14 protein-coding genes are annotated in these 15381 nt (G+C 70.5%); 5 read left to right on the top strand and 9 right to left on the bottom strand.

Annotated features, from left to right (window positions below; translation table 11 throughout):
* Positions 1–45: 45 nt before the first annotated feature.
* A complete protein-coding gene (gene aceB / locus WME90_RS45935) occupies positions 46–1668 on the bottom strand; it encodes a malate synthase A (protein ID WP_437278441.1) in 1623 nt (540 codons plus the stop codon).
* A gap of 210 nt (positions 1669–1878) precedes the next feature.
* Here aceB and WME90_RS45930 point away from each other — a divergent pair, with 210 nt between their 5' ends.
* Entirely contained in the window at positions 1879–3309 is a 1431-nt protein-coding gene (locus tag WME90_RS45930) for a helix-turn-helix domain-containing protein (protein ID WP_437278440.1), read from the top strand.
* A 121-nt stretch (positions 3310–3430) separates the two neighbouring features.
* Here the strand turns inward: WME90_RS45930 and WME90_RS45925 are convergent, their stop codons facing one another.
* From WME90_RS45925 to WME90_RS45915, 3 genes are read right to left on the bottom strand one after another with little or no spacing between them, the layout of a single operon-like run.
* Positions 3431–3802 carry a response regulator transcription factor gene (locus tag WME90_RS45925; protein ID WP_437278439.1) on the bottom strand — a complete coding sequence of 124 codons (372 nt, stop codon included), beginning with the start codon at positions 3800–3802 and terminating at the stop codon, positions 3431–3433.
* A complete protein-coding gene (locus tag WME90_RS45920) occupies positions 3799–4494 on the bottom strand; it encodes a histidine kinase (RefSeq protein ID WP_437278438.1) in 696 nt (231 codons plus the stop codon). Before WME90_RS45920 ends, WME90_RS45925 begins: the two co-directional genes overlap by 4 nt.
* Positions 4495–4521: 27 nt before the next feature.
* The gene (locus WME90_RS45915; RefSeq protein WP_437278437.1) at positions 4522–5955 is read right to left on the bottom strand and encodes a sigma-54-dependent transcriptional regulator; all 1434 of its coding nucleotides are present in this window, start codon (positions 5953–5955) and stop codon (positions 4522–4524) included.
* 806 nt (positions 5956–6761) lie between these two features.
* On the opposite strand from WME90_RS45915, the gene WME90_RS45910 reads away from it, so the two are divergent.
* Entirely contained in the window at positions 6762–7241 is a 480-nt protein-coding gene (locus WME90_RS45910; protein WP_437278436.1) for a hemerythrin domain-containing protein, read from the top strand.
* 20 nt (positions 7242–7261) lie between these two features.
* Here WME90_RS45910 and WME90_RS45905 read toward each other — a convergent pair whose 3' ends face one another.
* The 4 genes from WME90_RS45905 to WME90_RS45890 form a co-directional block, all read right to left on the bottom strand.
* Complete coding sequence (locus WME90_RS45905; RefSeq protein WP_437278435.1) at positions 7262–7546, bottom strand: hypothetical protein; 285 nt, start codon at positions 7544–7546, stop codon at positions 7262–7264.
* A 16-nt stretch (positions 7547–7562) separates the two neighbouring features.
* The gene (locus tag WME90_RS45900) at positions 7563–7778 is read right to left on the bottom strand and encodes a hypothetical protein (RefSeq protein WP_437278434.1); all 216 of its coding nucleotides are present in this window, start codon (positions 7776–7778) and stop codon (positions 7563–7565) included.
* A gap of 59 nt (positions 7779–7837) precedes the next feature.
* Positions 7838–8395, bottom strand: a complete 558-nt coding sequence (locus tag WME90_RS45895) for a hypothetical protein (RefSeq protein WP_437278433.1) — start codon at positions 8393–8395, stop codon at positions 7838–7840.
* A gap of 219 nt (positions 8396–8614) precedes the next feature.
* On the bottom strand, positions 8615–8779 hold the full coding sequence (locus WME90_RS45890; RefSeq protein ID WP_437278432.1) for a DUF1328 family protein: 165 nt from the start codon (positions 8777–8779) through the stop codon (positions 8615–8617).
* 603 nt (positions 8780–9382) lie between these two features.
* Here WME90_RS45890 and WME90_RS45885 point away from each other — a divergent pair.
* The 3 genes from WME90_RS45885 to WME90_RS45875 all read left to right on the top strand — a co-directional run bounded on the left by WME90_RS45885 (position 9383) and on the right by WME90_RS45875 (position 14555).
* Positions 9383–12229 (top strand): PAS domain-containing hybrid sensor histidine kinase/response regulator, encoded by a 2847-nt coding sequence (locus WME90_RS45885; protein ID WP_437278431.1) that lies wholly within the window; start codon positions 9383–9385, stop codon positions 12227–12229.
* A 275-nt stretch (positions 12230–12504) separates the two neighbouring features.
* Positions 12505–12921: a response regulator gene (locus WME90_RS45880; RefSeq protein ID WP_012241324.1), complete on the top strand. Its 417-nt coding sequence runs from the start codon at positions 12505–12507 to the stop codon at positions 12919–12921.
* Positions 12918–14555 (top strand): ATP-binding protein, encoded by a 1638-nt coding sequence (locus WME90_RS45875; RefSeq protein ID WP_437278430.1) that lies wholly within the window; start codon positions 12918–12920, stop codon positions 14553–14555. Before WME90_RS45880 ends, WME90_RS45875 begins: the two co-directional genes overlap by 4 nt.
* A gap of 6 nt (positions 14556–14561) precedes the next feature.
* On the opposite strand, the gene WME90_RS45870 is transcribed toward WME90_RS45875, so the two are convergent.
* Positions 14562–15185 (bottom strand): methyltransferase family protein, encoded by a 624-nt coding sequence (locus WME90_RS45870; RefSeq protein ID WP_437278429.1) that lies wholly within the window; start codon positions 15183–15185, stop codon positions 14562–14564.
* Positions 15186–15381 lie beyond the last annotated feature (196 nt).

Raw genomic sequence — 15381 nt, 5'->3', positions numbered from 1 at the left:
GCGGCAGCTGCCGCTGTGTTGAGGTCGAACGAAGCGCGCCGAGCGTCACGAGCGCCTCTCTCCGGCGCCGGAGATCAAGAGCTCGTAAGCAGGCAGCGTGAGGAACTCCTCGAAGGTCTCGCCGATCGACAGCCGCTCGAACAGCGCGCGCGCCTCGGCGAAGCGGCCGCCGTCGAAGCGCTCCGCGCCGAGCGCGCCGCGGAGGGCGGCCATCTCTCCGTCCACCGCGGCGCGGAAGCGCTCCACGGTGAGCGGCTGGCCGTCGTCGAGCGTCGCCTTGTGGTGGATCCACTGCCACACCTGGGTGCGGGAGATCTCCGCGGTGGCCGCGTCCTCCATCAGGTTGTAGAGCGGGACGCAGCCGAGGCCGCTGATCCACGCCTCGAGGTACTGGACGCCGACCCGGATGTTGTGGCGCAGGCCGGCCTCGGTGCGCGCGCCCGCCGGGACGCGCAGCAGATCGGCCGCCGAGACGTGGACGTCCTCGCGCTTCCGCTCGATCTGGTTCGGAGCCGGCATGTGCGCGTCGAACACCTCGCGCGCGAGCGGCACGAGCCCCGGGTGCGCGACCCAGGTGCCGTCGTGTCCGTCCTTCACCTCGCGCAGCTTGTCGGCGCGCACCTTGTCGAGCGCCGCGCGGTTCGCCTCGGGGTCGCTCTTGATCGGGATCTGCGCCGCCATGCCGCCCATCGCGTGGACGCCGCGGCGGTGGCAGGTCTTCACGAGCAGCTGCGTGTACGAGCGCAGAAAATGCTGCTCCATCGTCACCTGCGAGCGATCGGGCATCACGCAGGCCGGGTCGTTCCGGAGCTTCTTGATGAAGCTGAAGATGTAATCCCAGCGACCGCAGTTGAGGCCGGCCGAGTGCTGCCGGAGCTCGTAGAGGATCTCGTCCATCTCGAACGCCGCGGGCAACGTCTCGATGAGGACCGTGGCCTTGATCGTGCCGACGGGCAGGCCGAGCGCCTCTTGCGCGAACACGAAGACGTCGTTCCAGAGGCGCGCCTCCAGGTGACTCTCCATCTTCGGCAGGTAGAAGTAAGGACCGGTACCGCGGCGGACGAGCTCACGCGCGTTGTGGAAGAAATAGAGTCCAAAATCGAAGAGCCCGCCCGGCAGCGGCTTGCCGTCGAGCTCGACGTGCTTCTCCGGGAGGTGCCAGCCGCGCGGGCGCACGAGCAGGGTCGCCAGCTTATCGCCGAGGGCATAACGCTTGCCCGTCGCCGGATCCTCGTAACGGAGCTCGCGCCTCGCCGCGAGCCGCAGCGCCGCCTGCCCCTCGATGAGGTTTTTCCATGTGGGCGACGTGGCGTCCTCGAAGTCCGCCATGAACACGCTCGCGCCGGAGTTCAGCGCATTGATGATCATCTTGGGATCGACCGGACCTGTGATCTCCACGCGCCGGTCGAGGAGGTCGCCCGGCAGCGGCGCCACGGTCCAGTCCCCCTCGCGCACGCCCCGCGTTTCGGGGAGGAAATCGAATCGGTGGCCCGCGTCGAGTCGCTCTTGCACAGCGAGCCGACGGGCGAGCAAAGCTGGTACCCGGTCGGCAAACTTGCGCCCGAGCGCGGAAAGGAAGCGAAGGGCCTCTGGCGTGAGGACGGACTCGTCGCCCCCGACCCGGGGAGCGAGCAAGCGGACGCTTGCTGTCTCATGATTCTTGCTCATCCACATCTCCTGCAACGCTGCGCGTCGTTACAAGCAACCTATGTTTGTCGACGAGGTTTCAGCGTCAACTTCGCTGTGAAATGCAGGCGGATAACGATGTAGACGAAAGGGCTTTACAGCGTGTCAACGTGTAAACTATTGTAAATTTCCACCAGGCGAGCTGAGCCTACATGTGATCCTGGTTGTCCTAATCACGTCGGGAGGGTCCCCATGGCCGATGCACCTCTTCTCGGAGCCAAGGTCCGCGCGCTCCGGCGTCGCGAGCACATGACGCAGGTCGATCTGGCGGAGCGCCTCGGTGTCTCGGCGAGCTACCTGAACTTGATAGAGAACAACCGGCGTCCGCTGACCGCGCCGCTGCTCATCCGGCTCGCCCAGATATTCCAGCTCGATCTCCAGAACTTCGCGTCGGAAGAGGACGTCCGGCTCACGGCCGATCTCCACGAGGTGTTCGGCGATCCCATCTTCGAGAGCCACGGGCTGACGAACGCGGATCTGCGCGAGCTCGTCGCGGCATCCCCGAACGTCGCGCGCGCGGTGCTCACGCTCTACCGGACCTACGCGACGACACGAGAATCGCTGGATACGCTGGGAGAGCGGCTGGCAGGGGACGGGTTCGTCGCGGTCGACAACTCGCGTCTACCGTCGGAGGAGGTCAGCGATCTCATCCAGCGTCGGATGAACCATTTCTCGGAGCTCGAGGAAGGCGCCGAGGCGCTCTGGCGCGACGCGGAGCTCGATGCGGACGACGTCTACCGCGGCCTCGTCCGGTACCTCCACGCGACGCGCGGCATCGAGGTGCGCATCGTGCGGGTCGCGGACGAGCGCCAGGCGATGCGGCGATTCGACCCCGACAAACGCGTGCTGAGCATCTCCGAGGTGCTGCCGCCCCGGAGCCGCCGGTTCCAGCTCGCGCACCAGCTCGGCCTGTTGACGCAATCGGCGGCCATCGACCGCATCCTGCGCGACGAGAACCTGACGACGCCGGAGTCCCGCGCGCTCGCGCGCGTCGCGCTGGCCAACTACTTCGCCGCCGCGATCCTCATGCCGTACCAGCCGTTCCTGGATGCGGCGCGCGCCGAGCGCTACGACATCGAGCTCCTCGCCCACCGGTTCGGCACGAGCTTCGAGCAGGTGTGCCACCGGCTGACGACGCTCCGCCGCCCGGGCTCCGAGGGGGTGCCGATGCACATGGTCCGCATCGACATCGCGGGGAACATCTCCAAGCGCTTCAGCGGCTCCGGCATCCGGTTCGCTCGGTTCAGCGGCGCGTGCCCCCGCTGGAACGTCCACGCCGCGCTGATGACGCCCGGCATGATCCGGATCCAGCTCTCGCAGATGCCCGACGGCGCCGTCTACTTCTGCATCGCGCGCACGGTGCGCAGCGACCGCGGCGGTTACCACGTCCCCCACACGGTGCAGTCGATCGGCATGGGCTGCGACGTCCGCTACGCGCGCGAGCTCGTCTACGCCGACGGGATCGACCTGGACAACATCGGCGCGGCCGTGCCCGTCGGCGTCACGTGCCGGACCTGCGAGCGCCTCGACTGCGCCCAGCGCGCGCTGCCCGCGCTGCAGCACCCGCTGCGCCTCGACGAGAACCGGCGGGGCGTCTCGTTCTACGCGTCGGTCGACAAGTGAGCGGCGGCCCCCCTGGCCCACACGCCGGGGTGGCCAGCGCGCGGCGAGCGCGCCGGGGTATCCAGTGCGCGCGGCGAGCGCGCCGGGGTGGCCAGTGCGCGCGGAGAGCGCGCGCGCTCGCTCAGCCGGACCGCCCGAGCAGCTCGTTGAGCGTGGCGACGAGACGGGCCACGTCGATGGGCTTGACCATGTGCGCGTGGGCCCCGGCCTTCAGGCTCTTCTCGCGATCGTCGTCCCCGCCGAAGCCGCTCACCACGATGACCGCCCGCGGCCTGTGCGCGAGCGACGCCACGAGCGCGACGCCGCTGCCGTCGGGGAGCGACACGTCCGTCACCAGGGCGTCGACCGCGCTCTCGGCGAGCTGCGAGCGCCCTTCCTCGCACGTGCGCGCCACGAGCGCGCGGAAGCCGCGGCGGCGGAGCGCCATGGAGAGCAGCGCCGCCGTGTCGTCGTCGTCGTCGAGCACCAGCACCTGCGGCAGCTGGTCGGTCATCGGGCCACCGCCTTGCGATCGGCCGTGTGCAGCGGCCATTCCAGGGTGATCCGCGTCTCCGCGCCGACGCGGTCGGCCCGCGCCGTGCCGCCGTGCGCCTTGAGCACGCCGTCGATCACGCGGACGGGCAGCCCGCCATCGGCGAGCGGGTCAGCCTCCGGCGAGAGCGAGGCCTCGAAGAGCTGCTCCACCGAGGTCGTGCTCGCGTCGCTCGTCAGCACCACCCGCGCGCGCTCGCCGTGGGCCGCGAGCTCCACGGCGACCCGCCCGCGGGCTACGTTCAAGGCGAGCATGAGCGCGTCCGAGAGCGCGGCGGTCATCGAGGCGGCGTGCGCGAACCCGTGCAGCGGGGCGAGGTCGAGCGCCACCGTGACGTCGCGCCGCCCGTAGACGAACGACGCCTCGGTGACGGCCTTACGGACGAGCGCCTCGAGGTCGAGCGGCTGCGCCGGGGCGTCCGGCTGCCGCGACAGCTCGGACGCGGCGGTGTAGCGGTCGGCGAGGCGCAGCAAGCGGCGCACGCCCCGGCGCGCCATGGTGAAGTACACCGCGTTCTGGGAGGTGGCCTCGCCCCCGAGGGCGAGCTCCAGCTCGTTGAGCGCCGTGGCCACCACCCCGGCGGGCCCGCGGACGTCGTGCCCCGCGCGGGCGAACAGCTTGTAAATCGAGTCGGGCAGCGCCTTTTCCATCATGCCTTACGCCTCGCCTCGCGCCCCGTCTCAGCTCAACGACGAGCTCGCCGATCCCGGCGAAGAGGCCGACTTGTCCTTGTCTGGGCCGTCGTCTCCGCCCGAGCCGTCCTGCTCCCCGTAGCGCTCCAGCTTGCGGTAGAGCGTCCGCCGGTCGAACCCGAGCATCTGGGCGGCGCGCGACTTGTTGCCGCCGACGAGCGCGAGCACGCGCTTGATGTAGCGCTTCTCGAGCTCGTCCATCGTCATGATCTCCGCCGGCTCGTCGACGGCGACGACGAAGCGGTCGGGCCGGTAGGCCTGGACCTTCTCGGGCAGGTCCTCGACGGTGATCTGCTCGAAGCGAGCCAGCGCCACCGCGCGCTCGATGCTGTTCTCGAGCTCCCGCACGTTGCCCGGCCAGTTGTACGCGGTGAGCTTCTCCGCGGCCGCGGTCGAGAGCGAGAGCACGCCCTTGCTGCTGCGGGACGAGAACTTCTCGAGGAAGTGCATCGCGAGGTGGAGCACGTCGGTCCCGCGCTCGCGCAGGGGCGGCAGGTCGATCTTCACGACGTTGACGCGGTAGTAGAGGTCCTCGCGGAACCGCTTCTCGTACACCTCGGTCTCGAGGTCGCGGTTCGTCGCCGTCACGATGCGCGCGTCGAAGGGGATCTCGGCGTTCGAGCCCACCGGCCGCACCTTGCGCTCCTGCAGCGCGCGGAGCAGCTTCGGCTGGACCTCGAGCGGCATCTCGCCGATCTCGTCGAGGAAGATGGTGCCGCCGCTGGCCTCGAGGAACAGGCCGGTGCGCTGGGTCTTGGCGTCGGTGAAGGCGCCGCGCGCGTGGCCGAAGAGCTCGCTCTCGAGGAGCGCCTGGGGCACCGCGGCGCAGTTGACCGCGACGAAGGGGCCCGACCGACCGCTGGCCTCGTGGATCGCCCGCGCGATGAGCTCCTTGCCGGTGCCCGTCTCGCCGTGCACGAGGACCGAGGCGTCGCTCCGCGCGACGCGCCCGATCAGGTCGTAGACGCGCTTCATCGCGGGGCTGCGCCCGACGAGGCCCTTTGTCTGCTGGACGTCGTGGGCCGCCTCGCGCAGGCGCTTCACCTCCGACCGGAGCCGCCGGTGCTGGACGGCGCGCGAGACCGTCAGGCCGAGGAGGTTCGCGTCGAGCGGCTTCGTGACGAAATCGAACGCCCCGGCGCGCATCGAGGAGATCGCGGTCTCCAGGCTCCCGAGCGCCGTCATCACGATCACGAGCATGTCGGGCCGGGCGCCGAGGATGCGCTCGCACAGCTCCAGACCGCTCATCTCGCTCATGCCGACGTCGGTCAACACGACATCGAAATCGTCCTCGCTCACGAGCTCGAGCGCGCTCTTCGCCGAGGTACGCGCCGCGACGGAGAACTCCTGTCGCTTGAGGAGGGCCTCGACCAGATCGCACGTCGCTTCGTCGTCGTCGACGACGAGTATCCTGCCGCTCATCGCGTGTCCTTCCTCGGCAGCTCTTCTATAGGTCGACCGCTGCCTTCAGTTGCAGGGAACGTGCCACGGAGAGTGCGCGCCATCAAGCCCAGTCCGCTCCTCGCGGACGTTCTCCAAACGTGACGTTTCGCCACAGGTGCGCGTTCTTGCCTCAGCCGGGCCGGCACCGGCCGCGCGCCGCGGCGGAGCGCCCCGCCAGCCCCCGGAGCCCGGCGAGCGCCCCTGCGCCCAAGGCCATCGCCGGGCGGGGAGGCCTTACCGGACCACCGAATCCTCCAGGACCGGCAACGGCCGGCAGCACGCCTCTCGCCATGCGCGTCGCGCGGCGCCGCCGCGGCCGAACGGGGCGTGGCGTCGCTCCGGAGGCATCGTCGCGGTCACGCTCCGGCGCCGAGCGCCGATCTCGATCCGGCAGACGGTCCCGGCTGCTGGCAACTGCCGAGTCCGTCCGAGCCATGGGCGCGGCGCGAGGGGCGAAATTGCACATCGATGTTCCCTGTCGAGCATCCAGCGTCTGTTCGCATCCGGAATAAACCTAGTCGGCACGGTGATTGCTTGATTGCCGTCTCGACGGGAGAGGGGGCGGGGGGGCGGTTCGCTTTGTCGCGGGCCTCGCCGCTGGCGCTGCGTGAGCTGCACGACGGCGCAATGACATCTCGCTGAGGGCTCCCCGCGGCGCATCACCGCGGGCCTCGGCCGAGGCCGCCGTGTGCGCTGGTCGCGCGCGAGGGCGACGAGACCTCTTGTTCACCTCAGTTCCACCTCAGTGAACGACAAATCATGTCCGGTCCTCGAGAGGAGAATGCATGAAGGCAACACAGCTCTTGAAGGGGCAACACCGCGAAGCCGAGAGGCTGTTCGATCTGGCCCTCTCGGGCATGGGCGATGTCCGGCGAGCGACGGACGAGCTCACCAAGCACCTCCTCGCCCACATGCTCGCCGAGCAGGTGGTGCTCTTCCCGGAGCTGCTCGCCATCGAGCCGGATCTCATCGGCGGAGCCTGCGAGGAGCACACGGTCACGCGGTTCGAGATCCGGCGCGTCGTGGGTATGGCGCCCGAGGACCCGGGCTTCAAGGCCAGGCTCGTCACCCTGAGGGAGCTCGTCACGCACCACGCGGAGGAGGAAGAGCGAGACCTCTTGCCAAAGATCGAGGCGGAGCTGACCGACGATACGAACGAGCGTCTAGGCCGGCAGATGCTGGAGCTCTTCGATGCGCTCATCGCCCACTCCCACCGCCCCCAGGCCCCGATCCACGCCGCGAGCCGCGCGGCGAGGGCGGCCTGAGGGGCGGGCGCCCCTTCGGCTCAGGAGCTCGTCGCCGGCGCGTCGCCGGGGCCGGTCGGGCCGCCGTGCGCGGGGCCGTAGCCATGGGACTCGCCGTAGCCGAGATCCTCGGGGACCATGGTGTCCGCCGGGCTCGGTGGAGCGGACGAGGCGGCGCTCCGCGCGTCGTTCGCGGCGAGCTCGTACACGCCGCGCTCGAGCTCCACCTCGTCGAGGGCCGAGCTGCAGACCCGGCAGGGCGTGGCCGCCGTCGATACGAAGAGGTACCGGCGGCCACAGGCTTTGCATCGGAGCTCTCGGATCATCGCTGCCTCGCCCCGATCAGCTGGGCCGACCCCGGCGCGCCGCATCCTCTGCTTCGCGGAGCTCGTCGCCCTCGGGGCCGTCCAGCGCGCGGGCGGCCTCCTCCGCGTGCTCCTTGATCTTGCCGGCCTTCACCGACTTCTCGACGCCTTCGCGGTATCGCCGATCGGCCGTCCGGTTGCCCTCTCCCTCGATGTCCGCCGACGGGGTCTGCTGGGTCTTCTGGTTCTCCATCTCGTCCTCCTCGTGTCGAGCCGTGCTGGGCTCAGGCCCTCGGGTCTGCATGGGTTGCATCAAACGCGCCGCTTCGCGGCCTGGATCGCGCGATCCAGCTCGTCCACGCGCTGGTAGATGCCCTGCTTCACCCGGTCGAGGTTCGCGCTGGTCGCCGTGTCGAGGTCGCGCAGGCTCCTGCGGACCGCCTCCGACTTGTCCTCCACGTCCTTCATCAACCTGCCGAGCTCGTCCTTCGACAGCTTCTTCTCCGCCTTTTCGCGGAGCTCGACGGCATCCTTCTGGAGATCCTCGATCCTGCGCGACGTGGACGCGCGCACGTCCTCGCGCGCCTTGGCCAGCTCCGCCGCGGCGTCTGCGGTCTTCTCCTGGGCCTCGACGGCGGCGTTGTTGAGCTTCTCCGCGGCCTCCCGGAGGGCCTTGTCGGTCTCCCGCTCGGCCTGCTGGTCGATCTCGGTGACCTTCTTGTCGAGCTCGGTGGCGACCTCCGCCGCCTTCTGCTGCGCCTCGCGCTGCGCGCGCTCGGCCTTGGCTTGCGCGTCCGCGGTGGGGGAGTCGCAGCCCACGACGGCGCTCATGACGATGGCGATAGGCAGGAATGTTCGGACGGTCAACATGATGATCTCCTCCGGTCTGCGGTCGATGCTCGACCCTGCGTCGGGGCGAGGGCCCGGCGCGGCGCGGACACCCCATCGGCGCCGCCCGGGATGGGCCTCATGGCGCGATCGACGGGTCTCTCCGCGGGTATTGCGACAGACGTGCCATGGGGAAGCCCGGGTGCCGCTCGGACTGGCGAGGCAGTTCGCCCCCATCGTGGCCTCCGAGCACGTGCGGCGTCACGTCGGGACGCGTCGGCCGAGCGCGAGGGAGACGAGCGCCAGGACGAGGAAGATGACGAAGAGCAGCTTCGCCAGCGCGGCGGCGCTGGCGGCGAGGACGCCGAAGCCGAGGATCGCAGCGATGATCGCCACGAGGAAGAACGCGACACTCCAACTGAGCATGATGACCTCCTCATTGGGTGAATCGTTGTTTCAGTGCTAGGGCCTGTATTGCAGCGACTGCAGAAGTCGCGCTTGCACGTTGTTACGTTGTTACGCTGTACGTCACTCGTACGTCAGTGCAGCCGCCATGCCGCGAGGTCCGGAGTTGGCCCGGTCCGACGAGGGTCCTGGCGCCCGACAGGTCGCTGCAGGTGCCGCCGCACGACACGGCGCGCGGGGCGGTTGCGGCAAATTGCCTCACTCGTGACGTCGCGCACCGCACATCGTCCAGCCCATCGGCTGGCCGATCTAGGCACAACGCTTGCTCACGCCTGGGCTTGTGCGTGCGAGGTGGAAGTCGGGCTCAGCTCAATCGCCGCGTCGAAATCGATGTCGACGGAGAGCCGGGCGCGGCTGCTTCACAAGAGCAGCGGCCGTTCGTCCGGTGCCTGGCGGGATGCGCTGGCAGGGCGCCTTGTGGATGTCGGTCGGCTCGCCGAAGATAGGGTGCTCGCTGGCGCCACTTGCGGCGCCGATCGCCCACCGCTTCTCGCCGCTCGCTGCCCATGCCCCCTGACGGCGATGGTTGCCGAGGTGGAGCTCCCCGCCGCGAACGACCCAATCATGAGGATTCCGCTCTCCACGCTCATCAGGACCCGCCGCGAGGCCATCATCGAGCGGTTCGTCGGCGAGCTCCGCAGGCGTAGCCCGGTGGTGCGAAGCATGCCGAAGCCGCTCATCATCAACTCGCTGCCGAGCTTCCTCGACGAGGTGGCCGTCAGCCTGGAGCAGCGCGCCTCGACGGAAGGCAGCAAGGAGGCCGCGCGCGAGCACGGCGAGGTGCGCTGGGAGCACGGGCTCGACCTGGGCGTGATGGTCCGCGAGTACGGCGTCCTCCGACAATCGATCCTCCGCGAGATGGAAGAGGCCGGGATCACGCCGGATCTGCGGGAGATCGAGGCGCTCTCCGAGCGCGTGGACGCGGGCATCGCCCAGGCAGTAAGCGAGCACACCCGGCTCCAGCTGGAGGCGATCGAGACCGAGCGCAGGCGCACCGAGCTCGAGCGGGGCAAGAGCGGCTCGCTGCTCGCGCAGGCGCCCGCGCCGATCTGCTTCCTCAAGGGCCCAGAGCTCGTGTTCGAGCTCGCGAACCCGCTGTTCTGCCGGATGGTCGGCCGCGACGATCTCCTCGGCAAGCCGCTCGTCGAGGCCGTCCCGGAGCTCCGCGGGCAGCCGCTGCACGCGCAGCTCGAGGCTGTCCTGGCGAGCGGCGAGCCGAGCGTGGCGAGCGAGATCCCCGTGCGGCTCACGCGCTGGACGGGCGAGACCGTCGAGCGGCTGTACAACGTCCTGTGCAAGCCGGTTCACGACATGAGCGGCGCCATGGAGGGCGTCATGGTGACGTCGTTCGACGTGACCGAGCAGATCGGCGCGCGCCGGAAGGCGGAGCGGCTCGCGCTCGAGCTCCATCAGAGCGTGGCCCAGCGCCTGCGCGCGGAGCAGGCGCTCCGCGTGAACGAGGAGCGCTTCCGCAAGGCGCTCCGGGGGTCGCCGGTCATGGTGTTCACCCAGGACCGGGACCTGCGCTACACGTGGATGCACAACTCGTTCGGCAAGTCCGAGCACGAGGTGATCGGGAAGACCGACGGGGAGGTGCTGGAGGACCCGGACGCGGCGAGGTCGCTCGACCGGACGAAGCGCGACGTGCTCGCCAGCGGCGTCGGCCAGCGGCGCGAGATCGCGGTGCGCGCCGACGGGCGCACGCAGCACATCGACGTCTCGATCGAGCCGCTGACCGACGACACGGGCGAGATCGTCGGCATCACCTGCACGGCGACGGACATCACGGAGCGGAAGTCGATCGAGCAGGCGCTGCGGGCGAGCGAGGCGAGGTTCCGCACCGTCCAGGAGGCGTCGCCCGACGGGTTCATGATGCTCCGCAGCGTGCGCGACGCCTCCGGGGCGATCTCGGATTTCGAGTGGGTCTACGTGAACCCGGCCACGGGGCCGATCGTCGGGGGCCGCGGCAAAGATCTGGAGGGCAAGCGGCTGCTGGTCGAGGTGCCAGGCAGCGCGATCGCGAGCGCGTTCGACGCGTACGCGCGCGTCGTGGAGGCGGGGGAGCCCGCCCGGATCGAGCTCTCCTGCACGCACGAGGGCGCTCCGCGGACGTTCCGCGCCATCGCGGTGGCGCTCGGCGACGGCGTCGGCATCTCGTTCCACGACATCACGGAGCAGAAGCGCACCGACGCCGAGCGCTCCCAGCTCCTCGATCAGGAGCAGCGCGCGCGCCAGCACGCCGAGCAGCTGAACCGCCTCAAGGACGAGTTCCTCGCGACGGTGTCGCACGAGCTCAGGACGCCGCTCCAGTCGATCCTCGGCTGGGCGCGCATCCTCCGGACCGGCGAGGTCGACGCCGAGTCGCTCGAGCGGGGGCTCGCCACGATCGAGCGCAACGCGAAGGCGCAGTCGCAGCTCATCGAGGACGTCCTCGACGCCTCGACGATCCTCGCGGGGAAGCTGCAGCTCCGGACCGATCCGGTCGACGTGCGGCAGGTGCTCGCCACGGCGCTCGATCTGGTGCGCCCGGCGGCGCTGGCGAAGGGCGTCGAGGTCAACGCCTGGGTCACCGACGACGTGGGCATCTTCCTCGGCGACGCCGACAGGCTCCAGCAGGTCGTGTGGAACCTGCTCGCGAACGCGGTGAAGTTCACGCCCTCCGGGGGCCACGTGCGGGCCCTCGCCAGGCGCGTCGACGCGATGCTCGAGGTCGAGGTGGAGGACGACGGCGAGGGCATCCCGAAGAGCTTCCTGCCGTTCCTGTTCGAGCGGTTCAGGCAGGCGGACGGAGGGATGACCCGGGCCCACGGCGGGCTCGGGCTGGGCCTTGCCATCGTGCGACACCTGGCGGAAGCGCAGGGCGGCAGCGTGCACGCCGAGAGCGACGGCGAGGGGAAGGGCGCGCGCTTCCGGGTCCGGCTGCCGATCCGCGCCGAGGCGCCCGCGGCGCTGCCGTCGCCGCAGCGCCGGGGCAGCGAGGCGCAGGGGGGCGCCGCGCGGCGCCTGCTCGAGGGCATCCGGGTCCTCGTGGTCGACGACGAGACCGACGCCCGCGAGCTGCTCGGCATCATCTTCGTGCGCGCCGGCGCGACGGTGAGCGAGGCGGCCTCAGCAGGCGCGGCGCTCGAGGCCCTGCGCGTGGGCGAGTTCGACGTGCTCGTCAGCGACATCGGCATGCCGGGCGAGGACGGCTACGCGATGATGCGGCGGCTGCGCACGATGGGGGACGACGTCCCCGCGAGCGGCATACCGGCGCTCGCGCTCACCGCGTACACGCGCATGGAGGACCGCCGCCAGGCGATCGCCGCCGGCTTCCAGATGCACCTGGCCAAGCCCATCGAGCCGAACAGCCTGGTGACCGCGGTAGCGAACCTCGTCGGCCGCGCGGGCAAGCGCGGTAGCTGGCCCTAGCCGCCGCGCGCGGCGTGCGCCGGCCGCCACTCGGCCCTTCCCGGCGCCGCTCGCCCACGTTAACGTGGGCGACAGACGACCCGGCCACGGCGGGCGCGGAGCTCTTCGAGCGCCGAGTGAGCCGCTGTCCGGCTCCCGCGAAGCAGGCCGTATGCAGCACGTCCGCCCCTGGAAACGAGTCGGCCGGCCCACGGCGTGGTCGCCCGGCATCGCGTGCAGCGCTGCTCTCGTATGCTATCGACGGGCCAGCGCTTTGCCCCTCAATGAGGACGAGGATGGACGGTAAAATCCTGAATATTATCCTAGTCGAGGACGACACCGTCGACGTGATGAACGTCCGGAGGGCGTTCGAGAGGGGCAAGATCACGAACCCGCTCTGGGTGGCGGGCGACGGCGTGGAGGGGCTCGATCTGCTGCGCGGCAACCAGGTGCCCAGGGATCGGCGCCTCGTCCTGCTCGACCTGAACATGCCCAGGATGAACGGCATCGAGTTCCTCCGCGAGCTCCGGGCCGACGTCTCGCTGCGGGCGACGCCCGTCGTCGTGCTGACGACCTCGAACGACGATCGCGACAAGGTGGACGCGTACGATCTGAACGTCGCCGGCTACCTGCTCAAGCCGGTGACGTTCATGAGCTTTGTCGAGCTCATGACGGCGCTGAACCGGTACTGGACGCTCGTGGAGATGCCTTGAACCCTAGGTCGGTTCGCCTCCTCGTGGTCGACGACGACACGGTCGATCGGATCGCGATCTTGCGAGCGCTGCGCAGCGGCCGCGTCGACGCCGAGATCAGGGAGGCCGATTCCGTCGATTCGGCGCTCGCGGTGCTGTACGAGCAGCAGATCGACTGCGTGCTGCTCGATTTTTACCTGCCCGGGGGCGACGGGCTCGCGGTGATCGAGGCGGCGCGCAAGGCGAAGCTCACGGCGCCGTTCATCATGCTGACCGGGCAGGGAGACGAGTCGCTGGCGGTCGATCTGATGAAGCGGGGCGCGGCGGACTACGTGCCGAAGAACCTGCTGACGCCCGAGCGGCTGGTGCAGAGCCTGCGCCACGTCCTGCGCCTGAGCGAGGCGGAGCGCCGCGAGGACGAGGCGCGCAGGGCGCTCGCGCGCCACGCGAACCAGCTCGCGCAGCTCACCGAGGCGACGCTGCGGATCCACCGGTCGCTCTCGCTGAACGAGCTGATCCAGCGCACCACCGACGAGGCGCGCGCGCTGCTCGACGCGAGCGTGGCGGCCTCGCGGCTGGCGGCGCGGGGCGTGGCGCAGCGGCCTTTGACGGGCGTCTCGCTGTCCGAGGAGTACGCCGCGCGGCAGGACCGCGACGGCATCCGCGAGGTCGCGCTCGGGCTGATCGAGCGGAGGAGCACGAGCGTCCGGCTGACGGGCGACGAGATCGCGAGCGATCCGACGTGCGTCGACGTGCTCTCGCGCTCGCCGGCGGAGCTCCACCCGCGCTCGCTCCTCGCGGCGCCGCTGCGCGGCCGGGACGGCCAGTGCATCGGGAGCATCCAGCTGCTCGATCGGCGCGACGGCCCGTTCGTGGAGAGCGACGAGGTGCTGCTCACCCAGCTCGCGCAGTCGGCGTCCGTCGCCCTCGAGAACGCGCGGCTGTACAACGAGGCGCAGGCCGCGACGCGCGCCCGGGACGACCTCTTGGCGATCGTGTCGCACGATCTCCGGAACCCGCTCAACACGATCGCGATCACGTCGTCGCTGCTGCGGAGCGATCTGCTCCAGCGGAAGGACGGCGACGACGACGACGCCGTCCAGCTCGTCGATCGCATGGACCGCGGCATCCAGAGCATGACGCGGCTCATCGAGGATCTGCTCGACGCGTCGCGCATCGAGGCGGGGCGGCTCGTGGTGTCGCCGAGGGTGGATCGCGGCGGGGCGCTCGTCCGCGAGGCGCTCGACGCCGCCGCGTCGCTCGCGGAGGCCAAGGGCTGCCGGGTGACGCAGGGGCTCGTCGACGCGGGTCTGGAGGTCCTCGCCGATCGGGATCGCGTGCTCCAGGTCTTCTCGAACCTGCTCGGCAATGCGCTGAAATTCACGCCGAGGGGCGGCGTCGTGAGCGTGTCGCTCTGCCGGACCGCTGACAGCGCGCGCTTCTCGGTGGCCGATACGGGCCCGGGCATCCCGCCCGAGCACCTGCCGCACCTCTTCGATCGCTACTGGAAGGCCTCGCAAGAGTCGCGCACCGGGGCCGGGCTCGGCCTGTACATCGCGCGCGGCATCGTCGAGGCGCACCACGGGACCATGGCGGTCGAGAGCGCCCCGGGCCAGGGGACGACGATCCACTTCTCGCTGCCCCTGGCGAGCTGAGGGGCGTCAGGGCGGCGGCGGCGCGCTCCCTCGGCCGATCCCGGGCAGGAAGCGGCCCACCTTCGCGCAGTAGGCCGCGTACGCGCCGCCGTGGGCGCGCAAGAGGTACGGCTCCTCGACCAAGCGGACCTGCAGCTCGATCGCGATGACCAGCGCGACGAACGAGGCGAGCGCGGCCGCGTTCGGGAGGACCAGCAGCAGCCCGAGCGCGGCCAGCATCATGAAGCTGAAGATGGGGTTCCGCACCACGGCGAACGGACCTCCGGTCACGAGGCCCGTGCGCTCCGCCTCGCTGACGCCGATGCGCCAGGACGCGCCCATCGCGCCCTGCGACCAGAGCGTGCCCAGCGTCCCCGAGATCGTCATGGCCGCGCCGGCGACGACGAGGGGCGGGCTCGGATCGGCGAGCGGCCCGATCCAGGCCGCGAGCTCCGCGACGGGGGCCAGCGCGCCCAGGGCGAGCGCGAGCGCGAACAGCACGCCGCCGAGCCACGGCAGCGACCCGGGTGGCCCCGAGAGGCCGCGGAAGCCCGTCGATCCTGTCGCGCGGCGCTGCCTGAGCGAGCGCCATCCGAACGCGAGCGCAAGGTAGATCCCGTAGAGAACAAGGGCGAGCCAGGGTCGATTCACGTAAAACTCTCAGGGGTTCCCGGAACCTTAGGTGGTTCCTGTCGATGGGTCGACCGGTAGAGGACCGGCAGGGCGAGCAGCGCGAGCGTGGTGGAGGAGAGGATCCCGCCGATGACGACCGTCGCGAGCGCTGCGCCTCGGAGCCGGTGACTAAGCGGCCGCCGGCTTGCCTCGAGCGCGTGGAGCGCTCGCGCGA

It is taken from the genome of Sorangium sp. So ce375, from assembly GCF_051473855.1.
Lineage (GTDB): Bacteria > Myxococcota_A > Polyangia > Polyangiales > Polyangiaceae > Sorangium.
The sequence above is the reverse complement of the archived record's forward strand: the minus strand, read 5'-3'. Positions and strand labels throughout refer to the sequence as shown.